Raw genomic sequence first — 17535 nt, forward strand, 5'->3', positions numbered from 1 at the left:
GTCAGCCGTAGGACGTGTGCAGGCACGGATTACCTCAGCGGATTGCCGATGAATAATTTATATCGATTCTCATTTACCGATTGGCAATCGACTTCAACGCAAGATCAGCAGGCCGGGCAGTTCGGTAATGCCGACCTTGGCCTGCGCCAGCAGCAATTCCAGCGCGCGCTTGGGATCGCCGATGCTGGCGGTGCCCGAGACGCGCAAGCGCCTCGCGGTTTCACCCAGCACCAGGACATGCTTGCCGCCATAGCGGGAGAGCCGCGCCGCGGCCTCGGGCAAGGCGACATCGTTGAAAGCCAGCAGGCCCTGGCTCCAGTCCGGCGCAGGTTCCCGGGCGGCGGCGAGACGGGCGATGCCCGTTGCCGAGACTGCAGCTCCCTGGCCCGCGCCCAGCACCAAGGCCGCGTCATCCTCGCAGCTCAGGCAATGGACGGCGACGCGGTGTTCGTACACCGCCACATGCGTGCCGTCGGCCTCGCGCGCCACGACGTAGCGAGTGCCGAGCGCCGTGGCGGAGGCGTCCGGCGTCACCACCGTGAAATCCGGAGCGCCGGGCGCGCGCGGCGCGGCCGTGAACAGCGCCCGTCCGGCCAGCAGCCGCACTTCGCGCTTGCCCGGCGCAAAGTCGATGGCGATGGCCGAGTCCGCGTCCAGCGTGGCGCTGGAGCCGTCGGGCAGCGCCACGCGGCGCACTTCGGCGCCGGTCGTGTAGTCGGCGCCGGGATGCGCCGTGCGCAGCAATTGCCAGGCTGGCCAGGCCGCCAGCAAGGCCAGCGCAGCCGCCGCGCCGCGCTTGCGCGCGCGCCGCGGCGCCAGCAGCTTGCCGCGCTCGATCTCGCCCATCCGCCGCCACAGGCGGGCCAGGCGTTCGTAGGCGGCGGCGTGGCTGGCGTCGGCCCGGTACCAGGCTTCGAACTCGGCCTGGGCCTGCGCATCCATGCCCTGGCCGCTGTGGCGCACGACCCAGTGCGATGCTTCCTCCTGGGTGCTGCGGGGTCCGGGAATAGCCACGTCAGGACGCCAGGGCCAAGTCGCAGGCCAGCAGGATGCGCATCATGTGCTTTTCCACGGCGCTCACCGAAATCGCGAAACGTTCGGCGATGGCGCGGTAGCTCAGGCCCTCGTGCCGGTGCAGCACGAATACGTCCAGGCTGCGGCGCGGCTGGGCCAGCAGGGCGGTTTCCAGCCGGCGCAGCATCTGGCGCGCGGCGGCGACATCCAGGGTGTCGGGTTCATGCAGGGAAGGGCGCGAGGCCGCGTAGTCGGCAGTGGCCGCCAGTTCGCGGCTGCGGCGCCGGTGCCAGTCGGTCGCGATGTTGGCGGCCACGCGGAAGACGTAGGCGCGGTCGTTGTCGGGACGCGTCTTGTCCTTGAATTCCGCCAGCTTGATCCAGGTGTCCTGGGCGCAGTCCTGCGCGACGTCGCGCGAGCCGGTGCGCAGGGAGAGGAAACCCAGCACCTCTCGGTAGTGGCGGAGAAATACATCCGTGAGCGTAGACATGTCGCCGGCGCCGGGCGCCAGATAGAGTCAAATTCGCGGCAGAGTATAAATGATAACGATTTCTATTTCTAGATAGACGGAAGCGGATGGAAGCGACGGCGGGCAGGGCGCCCGCCGTCCGATCTCAAGCTTCGGATTGTTCGATCTCTTCCAGCGAGCCCTGGATTTCCAGCCACTGTTCTTCGAGTTCGTCCATGCGCTTGCCGTGTTCGCCGTGCTCGGCCATGACCTTCTGGCGTTCGGCGCGGCGTGCGTCCGAGTACAGGTCCGGGTCGGCGATGACGGCGTCCAGCGCATGCAGCTTGGCGCGCAGCTTCTCCATTTCGGTCTCGATCTTGGCAAGCTTGGATTCCAGCGGCTTGCGCAGGGCGGACAGGCGTTGGCGCTGTTCGGCTTCGGCGCGGCGCTGGGCCTTGCGGTCCACCACCGGTTCGCCGCCTTCGGCGTTCTCGCGCGCCGCTTCGGCGCGTTCGCCGGCGTTGCGCGCGGCGAGCCAGTCCCGGTAGTCCTCCAGGTCGCCATCGAACTCCTGTACCGCCCCGTCGGCCACGATCCAGAAGCTGTCCACCGTGGTGCGCAGCAGATGGCGGTCGTGGGAAACCAGCAGCATGCTGCCGCCGAAGTCCGCCAGCGCGGCGGCCAGAGCCTCGCGCGTTTCCACGTCCAGGTGGTTGCTGGGTTCGTCCAGCAGCAGCAGGTTGGGCTTTTGCCAGACGATCAGGGACAGCGCCAGGCGCGCCTTTTCGCCGCCGGACATGGGGCCGACCTTGCTGGTCACCGTGTCGCCGGAAAAGCCGAAGCCGCCCAGGTAGTTGCGCAGCTCCTGTTCGCGGGTCTCGGGGGCCAGGCGCGCCAGATGGGCGATGGGCGTGCTGTCCACGTCCAGCATGTCCAGCTGGTGCTGATGGAAATAGCCGATGGCCAGCCCGCGCGAGGCGCGGCGTTCGCCTGCCTGCACTGGCAGCTCTTCGGCCAGGGTCTTGATCAGCGTGCTCTTGCCGGCGCCGTTGGCGCCCAGCACGCCGACGCGGCTGCCCGCGCGCACCATCAGCGTCACGTCGCGCAGGATGGGCACGGCGTTGCCTTCGGCATCGGTGTAGCCGGCCGACAGGTGCTCCAGGGTCAAGAGCGGATCCGGCACCTGGTCGGGCGAGGGGATGCGGATGTCGATGCCGGCTTCGGCGTGCAAGGGCGCCAGCACCTGCATGCGCGCCAGCGCCTTGACGCGGCTTTGCGCCTGCTTGGCCTTGGAGGCCTTGGCCTTGAAGCGGTCGATGAAGCCTTGCAGCCGGGCCGCTTCGCGGGTCTGGCGTTCGTAGGCGATATTGGTCTGGCGCAGGCGCTCGGCGCGTTGCGTCAGGAAGTCACCATAGCCGCCGCGGTAGCGCACCAGCTTGGCGTGGTCGAAATGCAGGATGGACTTGGCGACCGCGTCCAGGAACTCGGTGTCGTGGGAGATCAGCATGACGGTGCCAGGGTAGGCCGCCAGCCATTTCTCCAGCCACAGCATGGCGTCGAGATCCAGGTGGTTGGTGGGCTCGTCCAGCAGCAGCAATTCGGACGGCGCCATCAGCGCGCGGGCCAGGGCCAGGCGCATGCGCCAGCCGCCGGAAAAGCTCGCCACCGGCTGCATCCATTCGGCGGGCTTGAAGCCCAGGCCGGCCAGCAGCTGCTCGGCGCGCGAGGCCGCGCTCCAGGCGCCGGCTTCCACCAGCGCCGCTTCCACTTCGGCGATCTGCGTGCCTTGCTCGTCCGTCAGTTCGGCGCGGCGCGCCTGCAGTTCGCGCAGGTGGGTGTCGCCGTCGATGACGAACTCGCGCGCCGGACGCTCATCCGCTTCGAGTTCCTGCTTGACGCTGGCAATGCGCCAGCCGGCGGGCATGGCCAGGTTGCCCGCGTCCAGGTCCAGCGTGCCGGTCAAGAGGGCGAACAGCGAGGACTTGCCCGCGCCGTTCTTGCCCACGATGCCTACACGTTCGCCCGGATGCGCGACGAATTCGGCGCCGTCCAGCAGCACCTTGGTGCCGCGGCGCAGGGTCAATCCAGTAGCGCGTATCACAGGCTGAGTTGCTCGCGGGTAAGCAGCAGAAGCTGGTCGGAGGCTTCTTCGGTGTCCAGCCACACGGGCGAGAGCTGCGGGAACGCGGCTTCAAAGAAATCGCGCTCGTGGCCGATCTCCAGCACCAGCACGCCTTCCGGCGTCAGGAACCGCGGCGCCGCGTCGAGGATGCGGCGCACCAGGTCCATGCCGTCGTCGCCGCCGGCCAGGGCCAGCTGCGGTTCATGGCGGTATTCCTGGGGCAGGGCATCCATGGAGCCGCTGTTCACGTAAGGCGGATTGCAGATGATCACGTCGTACAGGCGCGGCGGCAAGCTGTCGAACAGATTGCTGGCGTGCAGGTCCAGGCGGTCCGCAAGACCGTAGTCGTCGACGTTGCGGCGCGCCACTTCCAGCGCGTCCGGCGACACGTCGACCGCGTCCACGTGGGCGTAGGGGAAGGCCAGCGCCGACAGGATGGCCAGGCAGCCGGACCCCGTGCACATGTCCAGCACGTTCTCGACCGCCAGCGCATCCTGCACCCAGGGCGCCAGGCCCTGATCCAACAGTTCGGCGATGGGCGAGCGCGGCACGATGACGCGCTGGTCCACGTAGAAGCGGTGGCCGCGCAGCCACGCCTCGTTGGTGAGGTACGCGGCGGGCAGGCGCTCGGTCACGCGGCGGTCGATCAGTTCGAGCACGCGGTTGCGTTCTTCGCTGAGCACGCGGGCGTCCAGAAAGGGCTCCAGCGTGTCCAACGGCAGATGCAGGGCGTGCAGCGTCAGGTAGACCGCCTCGTCCCAGGCGTTGTCGCTGCCGTGCCCCAGCGCCACCTGGGCGGCGTTCAGGCGCGATACGCCGTAGCGGATCAGGTCGCGCAGGGTCAGCAGTTCTTGGCGGGCGGATTGGTACATAGGGGACTTCTTTCTAGACGAGCAGGAGGTTTTCCAGCGTGCGCCGATAAATGTTTTTCAACGGATCCAGCGAGGCCACTTCGACGCGCTCGTTGACCTTGTGGATCGTGGCGTTGCAGGGACCGAACTCGATGACCTGCGGGCAGATCTTGGCGATGAAGCGGCCGTCGGACGTGCCGCCAGTCGTGGACAGCTCGGCCGTCACGCCGGTTTCGTCGCGGATGGCCGAGACCAGCGCGTCCGTCAGCGAACCGCGCGGCGTGAGGAAAGGCTCGCCGCCCAGCTCCCAGTCCAGCGCGTACTCCAGGCCATGGCGGTCCAGCACTTCATGCACCCGCGCCTGCAGGCTTTCCGGCGTGCTGGCGGTCGAGAAGCGGAAGTTGAACAGCGCCACCGCCTCGCCCGGCACCACGTTGGTGGCGCCCGTGCCCGAGTTCAGGTTCGACACCTGGAACGTGGTGGGCGGGAAGTACTCGTTGCCCTGGTCCCATTCGATGGCGACGATGTCGGCCAGCGCCGGCGCCAGCTGGTGCACGGGGTTGCGCGCCAGGTGCGGGTAGGCCACGTGGCCCTGGATACCCTTGACCGTGAGCTTGCCCGACAGCGAACCGCGGCGACCGTTCTTGCAGGTGTCGCCCAGCACGTCGCCCGAGGTGGGCTCGCCGACGATGCAGTAGTCCATCTGTTCGCCGCGCGCCTTCAGCGCGTCGCAGACGATGGCGGTGCCGTCGATGGACGGGCCTTCCTCGTCGGAAGTGATCAGCAGGGCGATCGAGCCGCCATGCTGCGGGTGGGCCGCCACGAATTCCTCAGCCGCCACCACGAAGGCGGCGATCGAGCTTTTCATGTCGGCCGCCCCGCGGCCGTACAGGTAGCCATCGCGCTCGGTGGGAACGAAGGGATCGCTTTCCCACTTTTCGCGCGGACCCGGAGGCACCACGTCCGTGTGACCGGCGAAGACGGCCAGCGGCGCCGCGCTGCCGCGGCGCGCCCACAGGTTGGTGACCCCGCCCTGGGCGATGGTCTCGCAGGTGAAGCCGATGCGCTCCAGGCGCGCGGCCAGCGTCGCCTGGCAGTCTTCATCGGCCGGCGTGACCGAAGGGCGGGCGATCAGGTCCTTGACCAGATCCAGTACAGCTGAATTGCTCATCAGGCCCTCAGCAGATCGTTGATGCTGGTCTTGGCGCGGGTCTGCGCGTCGACGCGCTTGACGATGACCGCGCAGGCCAGGCTGTGCGAGCCGTCGGCCGACGGCAGCGAACCCGGGACCACGACCGAACCCGAGGGCACGCGGCCGTAGGTGATCTTGCCGGTGGCGCGGTCATAGATCTTGGTGCTTTGCGACAGGAACACGCCCATGGCCAGCACCGAGTTTTCTTCGACGATCACGCCTTCCACGACTTCCGAGCGGGCGCCGATGAAGCAGTTGTCTTCGATGATGGTCGGGTTGGCTTGCAGCGGTTCCAGCACGCCGCCGATGCCCACGCCGCCCGACAGGTGCACGTTCTTGCCGATCTGGGCGCAGGAGCCGACGGTGGCCCAGGTGTCGACCATGGTGCCTTCGTCGACGTAGGCGCCGATGTTCACGTAGGAGGGCATCAGCACCACGTTGCGGGCCAGGTAGGCGCCGCGGCGGGCCACGGCCGGCGGCACCACGCGGTAGCCGCCTTGCTTGAAGGCGTTGTCGCCGTATTCCGAGAACTTGAGCGGCACCTTGTCGTAGAACTGCAGCGGAGCCTGGCCCATGATGGCGTTGTCGTTCAGGCGGAACGACAGCAGCACGGCCTTCTTGATCCACTGGTGCACGACCCAGTCGTCGTCGATTTTCTCGGCCACGCGCAAGCGGCCCAGATCCAGGCCGTCGATGGTGCGCTCGACCGCTTCGCGCACTTCGGCGCTGGCGTCGGTGGGCGACAGGTTGGCCCGGTCGTCCCAGGCTTTTTCGATGGTGGTCTGCAGGTCGAGAGTCATAGCGGCTCAGCTTTTAAAGGTTGATCAAACGGAAGTATGCACAAAATGGGCGATGCGCTCGGCTGCCTGCACGCAGTCAGCCAAGGGCGCCACCAGAGCAATGCGGATGCGGCCCTGGCCGGGATTCACGCCATGCGCCTCGCGCGCCAGGAAACTGCCCGGCAGCACGGTAACACCAGTACGGCCAAAAAGGTCGCGCACGAACGCCGTGTCCGACCCGGGCGTGGCCGCCCACAGATAAAACGAGGCTTGTGGACGGGACACGTCCAGCACCTTCTGCAGGATGGGCACGACGGCGTCGAATTTCTCGCGGTACAGGCGCCGGTTGTCCTTCACGTGGGCCTCGTCCGTCCAGGCCGCAATGCTGGCCGCGGACACGATGGGGCTCATGGCGCTGCCATGATACGTGCGATACAGCAGAAAGCGGCCGATCAGCGCGGCGTCGCCCGCCACGAAGCCCGAACGCAGGCCGGGCACGTTGGAGCGCTTGGACAGGCTGGAGAACGCCACCAGGTTGCGGTAGGTGTCGCGGCCCAGGCGGCGTGCGGCCTGCAGGCCGCCCAGCGGCGGGTTGCCTTCGTCCAGGTAGATTTCCGAATAGCACTCGTCCGAGACGATCACGAAGCCATGGCGGTCGGACAGTTCGAACAGCGTTTTCCATTCGTCCAGCGACATGACGTTGCCGGCCGGGTTGCCCGGCGAGCAGACGAACACCATGCGCGTCTTCTTCCAGACCTCGTCCGGCACCTGGTTCCAGTCGCTGGCGAAATTGCACACCGGGTCGGCGTTGACGAAGTAGGGCGTGGCGCCGGCCAGGAGCGCCGCGCCTTCGTAGATCTGGTAGAACGGATTGGGGCAGATCACCACCGAACCGGCGGACGGGTCGATGACGGTCTGCGTGAATGCGAACAGCGCCTCGCGCGAGCCCAGCGCCGGCAGCACCTGCGTTTCCGGATCCGGGGCAGGGATGCTGTAGCGCCGCGCCAGCCACTCCGAGATCGCTCGGCGCAGCGCCGGATCGCCCTTGGTGGACGGGTACACGGACAGGCCGGCAAGACTGTCGCGGATGGCCTGTTCGACGCGCGCGGGCGCGGCGTGTTTGGGCTCGCCGATCGACAGATTGATGGGCGTCAGACCGTCCGGCTGCTGGCTGGCCGAAGCCAGCAAAGCACGCAGTTTTTCGAACGGATAGGGGTGTAGGGCATCGAGGCGCGGATTCATGACGCAAGATTTTAACAAGCAAGCTACAATAGCGGGCTTGGCCTATAGCGAAGGTGGCGAAATTGGTAGACGCACCAGGTTTAGGTCCTGACGCCGTAACAGGTGTAGGGGTTCGAGTCCCCTCCTTCGCACCAACCCTATTTAGGCACTGATCGGGCTTCATGCCAACAGTGTCCTGCAAGCCCCAAGGCATTCAATGCCTTGGGGCTTTTCTTTTATCTACGGCTTGACGCTCTCCATTGAATCGCGCTCGTTGCGTCATCTACGCCAGGATTGACGCCTTGGGGCAGGGGAGGCTTAGGAACGGCCTGCGGAATTGGTGGATCCTATCGCGGGGCTGGCCTGCGGGCTATGAAGAGGTTCGGGTGCTCGGGTAGTTGCTCAAATCACCTACCGATGGCATCAACGGCGGTCCGGCAGTGATCTTCACGCCCAGGCTCTTTCCAAGCCTGTGAGAGGGGGCTTCCACTGCGACGTGTATCAGCCAGGCGGCCAATATCGCGATCGTCGTCATGATGAACAAGGCATTCCAATCCGAGAATCCGATCGACAGCAGGAAAGCCATGCCTGTATATCCAAGAACCGGATGCACAGCGTACAAGGGGAAACTGATCTTCGCGAAAAAATCCAGTACGGAGCCACCGGACCATCCACGCGCAAAAAAGTAGAACAGGGTAAATACCAACAGCGCGATTCCATAGGACCACACGGTCGAACTATCCCATTGATGCACCATTGCAACCCAACCGAAAATCGCGAACATGCCCGCTGCGGTTGCAAGCAATGAGCTCGATTTGAGCATTGTTCGGCCATGGTAGTTGAACGCGATGCCAATACTCATGAATGTGAGGTATGGCAGCGGGTACAGCAGGTTCGCGGCGCCGTTCCAGGCGAGCGACATCTCAATATTTGCGCCATAGCGGGATGCCGCGACCGTAATAATGGCGATCAAGGCAAGCGGGGTCAGCCTTCCTGCGGCGATGCAACGCCAGACAAGCAAGATGTACAAATAGAACAACACTTCAATTTCGAGGGTCCAAACGATTCCGTCAAATTGGGGGCCGCCGATCAACCCGCGAAAAAGGGACATATTGGCGACTACATCTAATCGGGTGAACGGAAGGCGATAGTCGTTCAGGTGGGGCATCACCGACAAGACAACGAGGCTAACCGTCAGACAGATGCAGTAGGTGGGCCAGATGCGGAACAGGCGGCCCACGGCAAAAGCGGCGCGGCCATTGGTCTTGCTGGCCAGTGCTGCGACCGACTGCGGGATGACGAGGCCACTGATCAGAAAAAACAGGGATACAGCAAAAGGTCCCGGATTCAGATATCTCATTGTTTCAATCGCCCAGGGTGCGTAGGCATTGAAATAGAGCGGTTCCTCCCTGGGAACGAACCAGGGTGTGCTGCTCCCCTTTATATTGTGAAAAACCAGGACGTAATGGCCGAGTAGCACGATCAGCGCGGCCAGGCCTCGAAGCGTGTTCGCGAACTCCAGCCGACCGTGATGCGGCGAAGCCATTTCATGATTCATTTTGTAATATTTGTTTCGTTATTTTTAGGGCGGGATGAGTGTAGCCTGTCTGACGACGGACTCGTTTCGTGACGACTCATCGGATGCTGGCGGCTATCGAGCGGCCAGCCCTCCACCCGGTTTTTTCCCCGCGCGAATGTGCGGTTTTGATATGCGTATCGCTCTTCGGTGGAAGTTTGCCGGTATGCGACAGTTCGGGGGAGAGCCTCCCATGGCGCTCAAGCACGCTGCATTTCTGGATGTCATCGATATACGCACCCCGCATCGCGAACACGGGGAACCCGTCAGCGTCAGCCTGATGAAGACCGCGCACATGCAACTGCTGCAATTGGCGCTGCCCGCCGGCAAGGGCCTGCCGCAACACGCGGTGGCGGGCGAAATCACGATTCATTGCATCGCCGGAGAGGTGAGCGTGGCATTGCGCGATGGCGTGCGCCAGTTGCGCGAAAACCAGCTCGTCGCGCTGGCCGCGCACGAACCGCACGCGCTGCAGGCCGTGCGCGACGCGACCGTGTTGGTGACGGTGCTGCACGCCCCCGCCTAGTACTCCTATTCCTGACGCAGACGTGTTCCCTGAGAGGTGAGCCGTGCATGAGCTGTTGGCCGACTGGTGCGAAATCCTGAACCGCTTGCTGCGGGACGTGGCCAATGCCCACGCCACGGCGCAGGCGCGCGACAGCGCGCTGCGGCATGCCCACCGGCATTCCTGCCAGGCGCCGATCTGCTTCCGGATGTCCGGCACCACGGTCAGCCATCTGGCCGAAACGCTGGACTGCGCCATCCGCGCGTCCTGCGCCCGCCACGACAACTCTGCCTGGGTGCAGGCGCTGGACGTGGCGTATACCAAGTTCCTGCTGTATCTGATCCGAGACGTGGACCGGTGGTCCAGCGGCGGGCTGCACCAAGAGGCGGCGTAGGAATGGGTCCGACTGTCGGCCCGCAAAGCCACGATTTACTGGATAAATAAACAGCATTCTGGTTCAATCCCATCATGCGCCCGCGACGCACACAGCGGCCAGAGCGCCATTCCCCATGATCAGGACGAACCATGAAATTCGGATACACCATCATCTACGTGCCGGACGTCGCCGCATCGCTGTCCTTTTTTGAACAGGCATTCGGCTTCGCCAGGCGTTTTCTGCACGAGTCCCAGACCTACGGCGAACTGGACACAGGCGAAACCACGCTGTCGTTCGCGGCGCATGAACTGGCCGGCTCCAATTTCGGCGGCGGCCATGTGGCGGCTTCGGCGTCGGCCGAGCCACTGGGCATGGAAGTGGCTTTCGTGACGGTCGATGTGGCCGCGGTGCATGCCCGCGCGCTTGCGGCGGGCGCCACGGAAATGAGCGCGCCTGTCTCCAAGCCTTGGGGGCAGGTCGTGTCCTATGTGCGCTGTCCGGACGGCACCTTGGTGGAGCTCTGCACTCCCATGCACGGCTAGGCACGTCGCTCGTCGCCGTGGCCCGGACCAGGCGCCCCGATACGCTGCCGGTGCGGCCGGCATCATCGGTGCCCGTGCGGCTTGCGCCTTTCCGTCTAGCCGGTCCGAACGATCCCCGCGCTCGCCCGACGCCGTTACCGTGGTTGCGGCAGGGGTGCCCGCGTTCGGCTGCGCTCAAGAATTGTCAAGATTTGCATTGCTTTAAAGTCGTCGTTGCCGCCCCGCGATACCGTGGCATTTTCGTTTTTCGGGGAGTCGACATGTATCCGCTTTCTAAGCGTTGCGGCGCGGAGTTCTTTGGCACGTTCTGGCTGGTGTTGGGGGGCTGCGGCGCCGCGGTCCTGGCCGCTGGTTTTCCGGAGCTGGGGATTGGTTTTGCGGGCGTGGCGCTGGCCTTCGGCTTGACCGTGCTGACCATGGCGTTCGCCGTCGGCCATATTTCCGGCGGGCATTTCAACCCGGCCGTCACTGTAGGCCTGGTGGCGGGCGGCCGCTTTCCCGCCAAGGAAATTCTGCCTTACGTCATTGCCCAGGTCCTGGGCGCGATCGTGGCGGCGGCGGTGCTGGCCTGCATCGCCAGCGGCAAGCTGGGTTTCGACCTCAAGGGCAGCCATTTCGCGGCCAACGGCTACGGCGCCTATTCGCCGGGCAAGTACTCGATGGTGTCGGCCCTGGTGACGGAAGTCGTGCTGACCGCGGGCTTCATCTTCGTGATCCTGGGGGCGACCAGCAAGCGCGCGCCGGCCGGCTTCGCGGCGATTCCCATCGGGCTGGCGCTGACGCTTATCCACCTGATCAGCATTCCGGTGACGAACACCTCGGTCAATCCGGCCCGTTCCACCGGCCCCGCGCTGTTCGTGGGCGGCTGGGCGCTGGAGCAGCTGTGGTTGTTCTGGGTCGCGCCCATCGTCGGGGCGATCGTCGGCGCCATCGCCTACCGGCTGGTCAGCGATCCGGCGCAGGAGCGCGGCTAAGCCAGTCGCCGCGCCGGGCGATAATGGGGCCAAGTCTTTGATCCTGGTCCCATGAACGAATTTGCGATAGCCATCAATCTTGTACTGGCCATGCTGCTCGGCGCCGCTGTCGGCGTCGAGCGCCAATGGCGCCAGAACTACGCTGGCGTGGTCACGCATGCGCTGGTCTCGCTGGGCGCGGCCGCCTATACCGCCTTGCCCGCGCTGCTTGACGCGAGCAACGACATGCGCCTGGGCAGCCAGGTCGTGACGGGCATCGGCTTCCTGGGCGCGGGCCTGATCATGCGCGACGGCCTGACCATACGTGGCTTGAGCGCGGCGGCCACCATCTGGGCCACTGGCGCGGTGGGCGTGCTGGCGGGCTATGGCTTCCTGGCCGAAGCCTGCGTCGTGACGGCGCTGATCCTGGTGACCAACGTGCTGTTGCGGCGCGGCGCCAGGTTGGTGGACCGCTACGTGCCCGAGGCGGAAACCGAAGAGCGCTACTACAACATCGCGCTGACCTGCGCGTCCACGGACGAGGCCCTGGTGCGGGCCGAATTGCTGAACGCCCTGGGCAAGCACAGCCTGCGCCTGCGCGGCGTGGAAAGCCAGCAGCGCGACAGCGGACGCTCCGAGGTGACCGCGGTGGTCTATTCCACGCGCCAGGAAGACGAGCGGGTGGAACAGCTGGTGGGCAGTCTCAGCCTGCTGCCGCAGACCTACTCGGCCAGATGGACCTCCGACACCGGCAATGCATGATGCGCGCCGGAATCAGGACACAGTAAGTCCGATTTCAATACGCTTGCGCACCTTCTCCCAGATGACGAGCGTATTCCGTGACGACACTGATTCCCCCCGCCGCGTCCACAGGCCTTGCGCACTATGACCGGGCCACCATCGCCTTTCATTGGCTGACGGCGGTGCTGGTGGTGGGCCTGTTCGCGCTGGCCGAAATCTGGGGCTTCCTGCCGCGTGGCACGCCTACGCGGCGCTTGCTGCAACATCTGCATATTTCGTTCGGCCTGCTGTTTGCCGCCGTGTTCCTGCTGCGCGCCGTCTGGCGCCTGACCGCGGGCAGGCGCCTGCCGCCGGCGTCCACGGGCTGGCTGCGCACGGCTAGTACGGGCGTACACGGATTGCTGTACCTGTTGATGGCGGCACAGATCGTGCTGGGCTTTCTGTTCCGCTGGGCGCAGGGCGAACCGTTCGCGTTCTTCGGCCTGTTCGACGTGCCCACGCTGATCGCCATCGACCACGAGCAGCGCCGCTTCATCGGCGGGCTGCACAACACCGTGGCGTGGTGCATCATCGTGCTGGCGCTGCTGCATGCGCTGGCCGGGCTTTTCCACCACTACGTCCTGCGCGACGGCGTGCTGCGCCGTATGCTGTCCAGCCGCTGAGGCGGGCGCGGCGGGGGCGGGAATGAAAGCAGGGGCGGGCAGGTTGTACATTACGCACTATCACTGCCTTACTTCCACAGGATGTACCCATCATGACCGCCCTTGAAGTGTCTATCTCCTCCTCGATCGGCTGCGCGAACGATCGCCCCTTCGTGCTGTTCGGCGGCATCAACGTGCTGGAATCCAAGGAACTGGCGCTGCGCGCCTGCGAGGAATACCAGCGCGTCACCCGCAAGCTGGGCATCCCGTACGTATTCAAGGCCTCCTTCGACAAGGCCAACCGCTCGTCCATCCATTCCTATCGCGGTCCGGGACTGGAAGAGGGCATGAAGATCTTCGAGGCGGTCAAGAAGGAATTCGGCGTGCCCGTCATCACCGACGTGCACGAGCCGTGGCAGGCCGCCACCGTGGCCGAGGTCGTCGACATCCTGCAACTGCCGGCCTTCCTGGCGCGGCAGACGGACCTGGTGGTGGCGCTGGCCAAGACCCAGCGCATCATCAACATCAAGAAGCCGCAGTTCCTCAGCCCGACCCAGATGCTGAACATCGTCGAGAAGTTCACCGAGGCCGGCAACGAAAAGCTCATCCTGTGCGACCGCGGCACCAGCTTCGGCTATGACAATCTGGTTGTAGACATGCTAGGGTTTGGCGTGATGAAAAAAGTGTCCGGCAACCGGCCGCTCATTTTCGACGTCACGCATGCCTTGCAGCAGCGCTCGGCGCTGGATGCGGCATCGGGCGGCCGCCGCGAGCAGGTGGCCGAACTGGCGCGCGCGGGCATGGCGGTGGGTCTGGCCGGGCTGTTCCTGGAAGCCCATCCCGATCCCAAGAACGCGAAGTGCGACGGCCCCAGCGCCTTGCCGCTGGACAAGCTGGAGCCCTTCCTGACCCAGCTGAAGATGCTGGACGACCTGGTGAAGTCCTTTGCCCCTATCGACATCGAACCCTGAATCCCGCAGTCATATCGGCTGCGCAAAGTTGTTATACGATCCGGGCCAAACATTGGGGAGGCCTGGATGTCTTTGTATGTGATCGTCGCCGTTCGGAAAGAGCCCGTCAGCGGGCATGTGGCCTATGTGCGCTGGGGCCAGGCCGAACGCGGCGTCCCCGGCTGGGTGACCGAGCCCGTGACGGCGGCGGCATCCGAGGTCATCGAAGCGATCAAGGACGGAACGGAAGTCGAAACCGCCATCAGCCAGGACGGCATGAGCGTGGCGTTGCGGCCGGTGCGCGTGCTGGTGGATGACGACGGACGCGAACACCTCGCGTCCGCGCCGGTTCCCAGCTCCACCTTGCACACGCTTTTCGACCTGCCCGAATTCTGATCCGGGCAGGCCGCTAGGCGCCTAGCGCCGGCCCTGCGCGAAATTGAGCAGGGCGTCTCCGGCCATCCGGTAACGCACCCATTCATCCTGCGGCAGCGCGCCGATCGATTTGTAGAAATCGATGGCGGGCGTGTTCCAGTCCAGCACGCTCCATTCCAGCCGGCCGCAGCCGTTGGCCACCGCTTCTTGCGCCAGATGGCGCAACAGGTCGCGGCCCGCGCCGATGCCGCGCTGCTCCGGCGTGATGTACAGGTCTTCCAGGTAGATGCCGTTCTTGCCCAGCCAGGTCGAATAACTGTAGAAGTAGACGGCGTAGCCGATGGCCTTGCCGTCCAGCAGGCACATCAGGGCCTTGGCCGGCGCGTCCTGGGCGAACAGGGTGCGTTCGACATCCTCGGGGCTGGCGATCACTTCATGGGCGGCGCGCTCGTATACGGCCAGCTCGGTGATGAACGCATGGATCTGGGCCGCATCCGTAGCGACGGCCGGACGAATTTCGATAGTCACGGGTACTTCCTACTACTGCTTTTGGGGGTCTTATCCTACCCGTGAATCGGGTGGCGCGCATTTTTGTCCGGCGAGTCGATTTCGGGAATACCCTTACTTGCGCACGGCGCGCCCGGGGGCGATTCTTGAAAGCGTTCTGCCCTCGAGTCCAATGCGTACAACAGGGGACATCTCCCATGCCTGAACCTGGCTCCACCGCCAGCACGCCTGCCGCAAGCCGTAAAAGGCGTCGCCTGTCCTGGATCTGGCTGGTGCCCATCATTGCCGCCTTGGGCGGGCTGATTTTGGTGGTGCGCGTCTGGATGGAGGCGGGCCCAACCGCCACCATCGGCTTCCAGACCGCCGAAGGGCTGGAGGCCGGCAAGACCCAGGTACGCTACAAGGAAGTCGTGGTCGGCGTGGTCGAACGCGTGGCCTTGAATTCGGATCGCTCGGGCATCGTCGCGACCGTGCGCATCAACAAGGACGCGGCCAGCCTGCTGCAGGAAGAGACCGTGTTCTGGGTGGTCCGGCCCAGGCTGACCCTGAGCGGCGTGTCGGGATTGAGCACCTTGTTCTCCGGGGCCTATATCGGCGTGGACCCGTCCGACCGGTTCCGGCAGGAAGGCGAGAGCCGCGCCTCCAAATACAGCTTCGTCGGACTGGAAACCCCGCCCGAAGTGGCGCAGGACCGCGCCGGCAAGCGCTACACCCTCAAGGCCCGCGACCTGGGCTCGCTGGACATAGGTTCGCCTGTCTACTTCCGACGCATCGCGGTGGGCGAGGTGGTGGGCTACCACCTGGACAGCAGCGGCGAAGGCGTCAACGTGCAGGTGTTCGTCGACGCGCCCAATGATGCTTTCGTCAACAGCGCCACGCGCTTCTGGAACGCCAGCGGCGTGGATTTCAGCGTCGATGCGCGCGGCCTGCAGGTGCGCTCGCAGTCCCTGCTGTCCGTGATCGTGGGCGGCGTTGCGTTCGACACCATCGAGCAGCACGCGCACGTGGCGGCCAAGGCCGATGCCGAGTTCACCATCTTCCCGTCGGAAGGCGAGGCCCGCGCGCAACCTGATGGCATGCCGCTGCATATCCGCATGCGCTTTGACCAGTCGGTCCGGGGGCTGGTGGTCGGCGCGCCCGTCGACGCCTATGGCGCGGCCATCGGCCAAGTCGACTCCATACGCCTGGAGTTCGATCCGGCGATCAAGCAGTTCTACGCGCTGGTCGGAGCCACCGTCTATCCCGAGCGCCTGGGCGCGCAGACGGTCGAGGAAATCAAGGAATACTCGGGTTCGACGCTGGAACATCCCAACGGCAAGCTGCTGGCCGCCCTGATCCAGCATGGCCTGCGCGCGCAGTTGCGCATCGGCAACCTGCTGACCGGCCAGCTGTACGTCGCCATGGCGGTGTTCCCGGACGCCAAGCCGGTGACGTTCAAGATGGAAGAGGATCCGTTCATTCCCACCGTGCCGAACAACCTGGATCAGCTGCAGCAGCAGATCAACAGCATCCTGACCAAGCTGGACCGGGTGCCGTTCGAAGGCTTGGGCGCCGATCTGGGGCAGTTGCTGCGCGCCACCTCCAGCTTGATGAAGCGGCTGGATACTCGCCTGGCGCCCGAGGCGCAAGCCATGCTGCGCCAGGCCAGCAAGTCCCTGGCCGTCGTGGGCGGGGTGCTGAGCCCCGACGCCGGCCTGCCGGTCAATGCCAATGCGGTCTTGCAGGAACTGTCGCGGGCGGCCCGGTCGCTGCGGGAACTGTCGGACTACCTGCAGGCGCATCCGGAGTCGCTGCTGCGCGGCCGCGCGCCGGATGCCCAATACCAGCGCCAGCCGGCGCGCTAGGCTAGGATGCGAGCCACTGCGCGATCTGGCGGGCGCTGGCTTGCGCGTCCGTGCCCGAGGTGTCCAGCACCAGGTCGCTGAACGGACGATCCGCATAGCCTTCGAGGTACATCTGCGCGATGCGCTGCCGTTCCCATTCGGTCAGGACGCGGCCGCCCCTGTCCGATTGGGCGGCCGCGAGCGCGGGGGCCAGGGTCACCACGCGCAAGCGGGCGCCGCGTTGCCGGCATGCAGCCAGGATTTGCTCGTAGCTATCCTGCTCCAAGGGGTAGGCGATGACCAGATAGCGGTCCCGCGCCTCGGCAATCAGCCTGGCGAGGCGCGCCAGCGCCAGCGCCCATTGCTCGGTGTACGGCAGATGGCTGGGGGCGTCGTGATTATCGCCGTCGATGAAGCGCGCGGCGGGCAACAGGGCGGCCAGGGCTGCTCCGACCGTGGACTTGCCGCTGTTGATCGGGCCATTGAGATGGATGACGGTGGTGTCGGGCGTTGAGATGGCTGTTCCTTTCAGTGCGGGCGGGCGCGCAGGCGTCCGCGCCGGCCGAATCAGAACAGGCATTGTCGCAAAGCGAACTTGCGGCCGAAAGCGCGGACTTCGTCGCCGTCCACGGACGCCGCCAGGTCCCAACGGTCGCCGCGCGTCACCAGAAAAGAGCGGCCGGTGAAGGCGTGGCGCAAGGCGAATTGCCAGAAGGCGGCTTCGGAACCCACGGGTTCGAGGTCGTGCGGTCCGATCAGCAGCCGGATGGGGCGGGGCGTTGCCCCCAGTGTCCAGCGCAGGGCGATACCCAGGAACGCAAACCGCGCCATAAGCGATGAAGGCTGGACGGTCAGCACGCGGATTCTGTTGATCATGGCCAGGACCCCTTGCAGATTGATCCCAGCGTAGCAAAAGCGG

20 protein-coding genes and 1 tRNA gene are annotated in these 17535 nt (G+C 65.5%); 10 read left to right on the top strand and 11 right to left on the bottom strand.

Annotation, left to right across the window (positions count from 1 at the left end; all coding sequences use genetic code 11):
• Positions 1 to 93: 93 nt before the first annotated feature.
• The 7 genes from BRO63_RS18365 to dapC all read right to left on the bottom strand — a co-directional run bounded on the left by BRO63_RS18365 (position 94) and on the right by dapC (position 7648).
• Positions 94 to 1014, bottom strand: a complete 921-nt coding sequence (locus BRO63_RS18365) for a FecR family protein (RefSeq protein ID WP_088141155.1) — start codon at positions 1012 to 1014, stop codon at positions 94 to 96.
• 1 nt (position 1015) lies between these two features.
• Complete coding sequence (locus BRO63_RS18370) at positions 1016 to 1504, bottom strand: RNA polymerase sigma factor (RefSeq protein WP_088141156.1); 489 nt, start codon at positions 1502 to 1504, stop codon at positions 1016 to 1018.
• A 124-nt stretch (positions 1505 to 1628) separates the two neighbouring features.
• A complete protein-coding gene (locus BRO63_RS18375) occupies positions 1629 to 3563 on the bottom strand; it encodes an ABC-F family ATP-binding cassette domain-containing protein (protein ID WP_088141157.1) in 1935 nt (644 codons plus the stop codon).
• Complete coding sequence (gene prmB / locus BRO63_RS18380; RefSeq protein WP_088141158.1) at positions 3560 to 4456, bottom strand: 50S ribosomal protein L3 N(5)-glutamine methyltransferase; 897 nt, start codon at positions 4454 to 4456, stop codon at positions 3560 to 3562. Before prmB ends, BRO63_RS18375 begins: the two co-directional genes overlap by 4 nt.
• A 13-nt stretch (positions 4457 to 4469) precedes the next feature.
• The gene (gene dapE / locus BRO63_RS18385) at positions 4470 to 5606 is read right to left on the bottom strand and encodes a succinyl-diaminopimelate desuccinylase (protein WP_088141159.1); all 1137 of its coding nucleotides are present in this window, start codon (positions 5604 to 5606) and stop codon (positions 4470 to 4472) included.
• Positions 5606 to 6427, bottom strand: coding sequence for a 2,3,4,5-tetrahydropyridine-2,6-dicarboxylate N-succinyltransferase (dapD, locus tag BRO63_RS18390; protein ID WP_088141160.1), 822 nt, complete (start codon positions 6425 to 6427; stop codon positions 5606 to 5608). Before dapD ends, dapE begins: the two co-directional genes overlap by 1 nt.
• A gap of 24 nt (positions 6428 to 6451) precedes the next feature.
• Positions 6452 to 7648, bottom strand: coding sequence for a succinyldiaminopimelate transaminase (gene dapC, locus BRO63_RS18395; RefSeq protein WP_179215143.1), 1197 nt, complete (start codon positions 7646 to 7648; stop codon positions 6452 to 6454).
• 47 nt (positions 7649 to 7695) lie between these two features.
• On the opposite strand from dapC, the gene BRO63_RS18400 reads away from it, so the two are divergent.
• Positions 7696 to 7782: transfer RNA gene (locus BRO63_RS18400), tRNA-Leu, on the top strand.
• A 215-nt stretch (positions 7783 to 7997) separates the two neighbouring features.
• On the opposite strand, the gene BRO63_RS18405 is transcribed toward BRO63_RS18400, so the two are convergent.
• Positions 7998 to 9185, bottom strand: a complete 1188-nt coding sequence (locus BRO63_RS18405; RefSeq protein ID WP_088141162.1) for an acyltransferase family protein — start codon at positions 9183 to 9185, stop codon at positions 7998 to 8000.
• A 211-nt stretch (positions 9186 to 9396) separates the two neighbouring features.
• Between BRO63_RS18405 and BRO63_RS18410 the strand changes: the two genes are divergently transcribed.
• The 8 genes from BRO63_RS18410 (at position 9397) to BRO63_RS18445 (ending at position 14307) form a co-directional block, all read left to right on the top strand.
• Entirely contained in the window at positions 9397 to 9729 is a 333-nt protein-coding gene (locus BRO63_RS18410) for a cupin (RefSeq protein ID WP_088141163.1), read from the top strand.
• Positions 9730 to 9772: 43 nt separating this feature from the next.
• Positions 9773 to 10102, top strand: coding sequence for a hypothetical protein (locus BRO63_RS18415; RefSeq protein ID WP_088141164.1), 330 nt, complete (start codon positions 9773 to 9775; stop codon positions 10100 to 10102).
• Between the two features lie 131 nt (positions 10103 to 10233).
• Entirely contained in the window at positions 10234 to 10626 is a 393-nt protein-coding gene (locus BRO63_RS18420; RefSeq protein ID WP_088141165.1) for a VOC family protein, read from the top strand.
• Between the two features lie 260 nt (positions 10627 to 10886).
• Positions 10887 to 11600: an aquaporin Z gene (gene aqpZ, locus BRO63_RS18425; RefSeq protein ID WP_088141166.1), complete on the top strand. Its 714-nt coding sequence runs from the start codon at positions 10887 to 10889 to the stop codon at positions 11598 to 11600.
• 51 nt (positions 11601 to 11651) lie between these two features.
• Complete coding sequence (locus BRO63_RS18430) at positions 11652 to 12341, top strand: MgtC/SapB family protein (protein ID WP_088141167.1); 690 nt, start codon at positions 11652 to 11654, stop codon at positions 12339 to 12341.
• A gap of 77 nt (positions 12342 to 12418) precedes the next feature.
• On the top strand, positions 12419 to 12982 hold the full coding sequence (locus tag BRO63_RS18435; RefSeq protein WP_088141168.1) for a cytochrome b: 564 nt from the start codon (positions 12419 to 12421) through the stop codon (positions 12980 to 12982).
• A gap of 92 nt (positions 12983 to 13074) precedes the next feature.
• Entirely contained in the window at positions 13075 to 13932 is an 858-nt protein-coding gene (kdsA, locus tag BRO63_RS18440; protein WP_088141169.1) for a 3-deoxy-8-phosphooctulonate synthase, read from the top strand.
• A 66-nt stretch (positions 13933 to 13998) separates the two neighbouring features.
• Positions 13999 to 14307 carry a carbohydrate isomerase gene (locus BRO63_RS18445; protein WP_088141170.1) on the top strand — a complete coding sequence of 103 codons (309 nt, stop codon included), beginning with the start codon at positions 13999 to 14001 and terminating at the stop codon, positions 14305 to 14307.
• 21 nt (positions 14308 to 14328) lie between these two features.
• Here the strand turns inward: BRO63_RS18445 and BRO63_RS18450 are convergent, their stop codons facing one another.
• Positions 14329 to 14814, bottom strand: coding sequence for a GNAT family N-acetyltransferase (locus BRO63_RS18450; RefSeq protein WP_088141171.1), 486 nt, complete (start codon positions 14812 to 14814; stop codon positions 14329 to 14331).
• Positions 14815 to 14990: 176 nt separating this feature from the next.
• Here BRO63_RS18450 and BRO63_RS18455 point away from each other — a divergent pair, with 176 nt between their 5' ends.
• Entirely contained in the window at positions 14991 to 16637 is a 1647-nt protein-coding gene (locus BRO63_RS18455; RefSeq protein WP_088141172.1) for a PqiB family protein, read from the top strand.
• Position 16638: 1 nt separating this feature from the next.
• Here the strand turns inward: BRO63_RS18455 and BRO63_RS18460 are convergent, their stop codons facing one another.
• Both BRO63_RS18460 and BRO63_RS18465 read right to left on the bottom strand, forming a co-directional pair.
• Positions 16639 to 17196 carry a shikimate kinase gene (locus BRO63_RS18460; RefSeq protein ID WP_256943348.1) on the bottom strand — a complete coding sequence of 186 codons (558 nt, stop codon included), beginning with the start codon at positions 17194 to 17196 and terminating at the stop codon, positions 16639 to 16641.
• Positions 17184 to 17492: a hypothetical protein gene (locus BRO63_RS18465; protein WP_088141336.1), complete on the bottom strand. Its 309-nt coding sequence runs from the start codon at positions 17490 to 17492 to the stop codon at positions 17184 to 17186. Before BRO63_RS18465 ends, BRO63_RS18460 begins: the two co-directional genes overlap by 13 nt.
• Positions 17493 to 17535: the final 43 nt, after the last annotated feature.

Origin of the sequence: Achromobacter xylosoxidans (assembly GCF_002192695.1) — a bacterium.
In the GTDB taxonomy this organism is placed as follows: domain Bacteria; phylum Pseudomonadota; class Gammaproteobacteria; order Burkholderiales; family Burkholderiaceae_B; genus Achromobacter; species Achromobacter xylosoxidans_C.

Coding starts and splice junctions, on each gene's coding strand:
- BRO63_RS18370 (WP_088141156.1), bottom strand. CDS start 1,504: ATGTCTACGCTCACGGATGTATTTCTCCGCCACTACCGAGAGGTGCTG.
- prmB (WP_088141158.1), bottom strand. CDS start 4,456: ATGTACCAATCCGCCCGCCAAGAACTGCTGACCCTGCGCGACCTGATC.
- dapE (WP_088141159.1), bottom strand. CDS start 5,606: ATGAGCAATTCAGCTGTACTGGATCTGGTCAAGGACCTGATCGCCCGC.
- dapD (WP_088141160.1), bottom strand. CDS start 6,427: ATGACTCTCGACCTGCAGACCACCATCGAAAAAGCCTGGGACGACCGG.
- dapC (WP_179215143.1), bottom strand. CDS start 7,648: ATGAATCCGCGCCTCGATGCCCTACACCCCTATCCGTTCGAAAAACTG.
- BRO63_RS18405 (WP_088141162.1), bottom strand. CDS start 9,185: ATGAATCATGAAATGGCTTCGCCGCATCACGGTCGGCTGGAGTTCGCG.
- BRO63_RS18410 (WP_088141163.1), top strand. CDS start 9,397: ATGGCGCTCAAGCACGCTGCATTTCTGGATGTCATCGATATACGCACC.
- BRO63_RS18420 (WP_088141165.1), top strand. CDS start 10,234: ATGAAATTCGGATACACCATCATCTACGTGCCGGACGTCGCCGCATCG.
- aqpZ (WP_088141166.1), top strand. CDS start 10,887: ATGTATCCGCTTTCTAAGCGTTGCGGCGCGGAGTTCTTTGGCACGTTC.
- BRO63_RS18430 (WP_088141167.1), top strand. CDS start 11,652: ATGAACGAATTTGCGATAGCCATCAATCTTGTACTGGCCATGCTGCTC.
- kdsA (WP_088141169.1), top strand. CDS start 13,075: ATGACCGCCCTTGAAGTGTCTATCTCCTCCTCGATCGGCTGCGCGAAC.
- BRO63_RS18445 (WP_088141170.1), top strand. CDS start 13,999: ATGTCTTTGTATGTGATCGTCGCCGTTCGGAAAGAGCCCGTCAGCGGG.
- BRO63_RS18455 (WP_088141172.1), top strand. CDS start 14,991: ATGCCTGAACCTGGCTCCACCGCCAGCACGCCTGCCGCAAGCCGTAAA.
- BRO63_RS18460 (WP_256943348.1), bottom strand. CDS start 17,196: ATGCCTGTTCTGATTCGGCCGGCGCGGACGCCTGCGCGCCCGCCCGCA.
- BRO63_RS18465 (WP_088141336.1), bottom strand. CDS start 17,492: ATGATCAACAGAATCCGCGTGCTGACCGTCCAGCCTTCATCGCTTATG.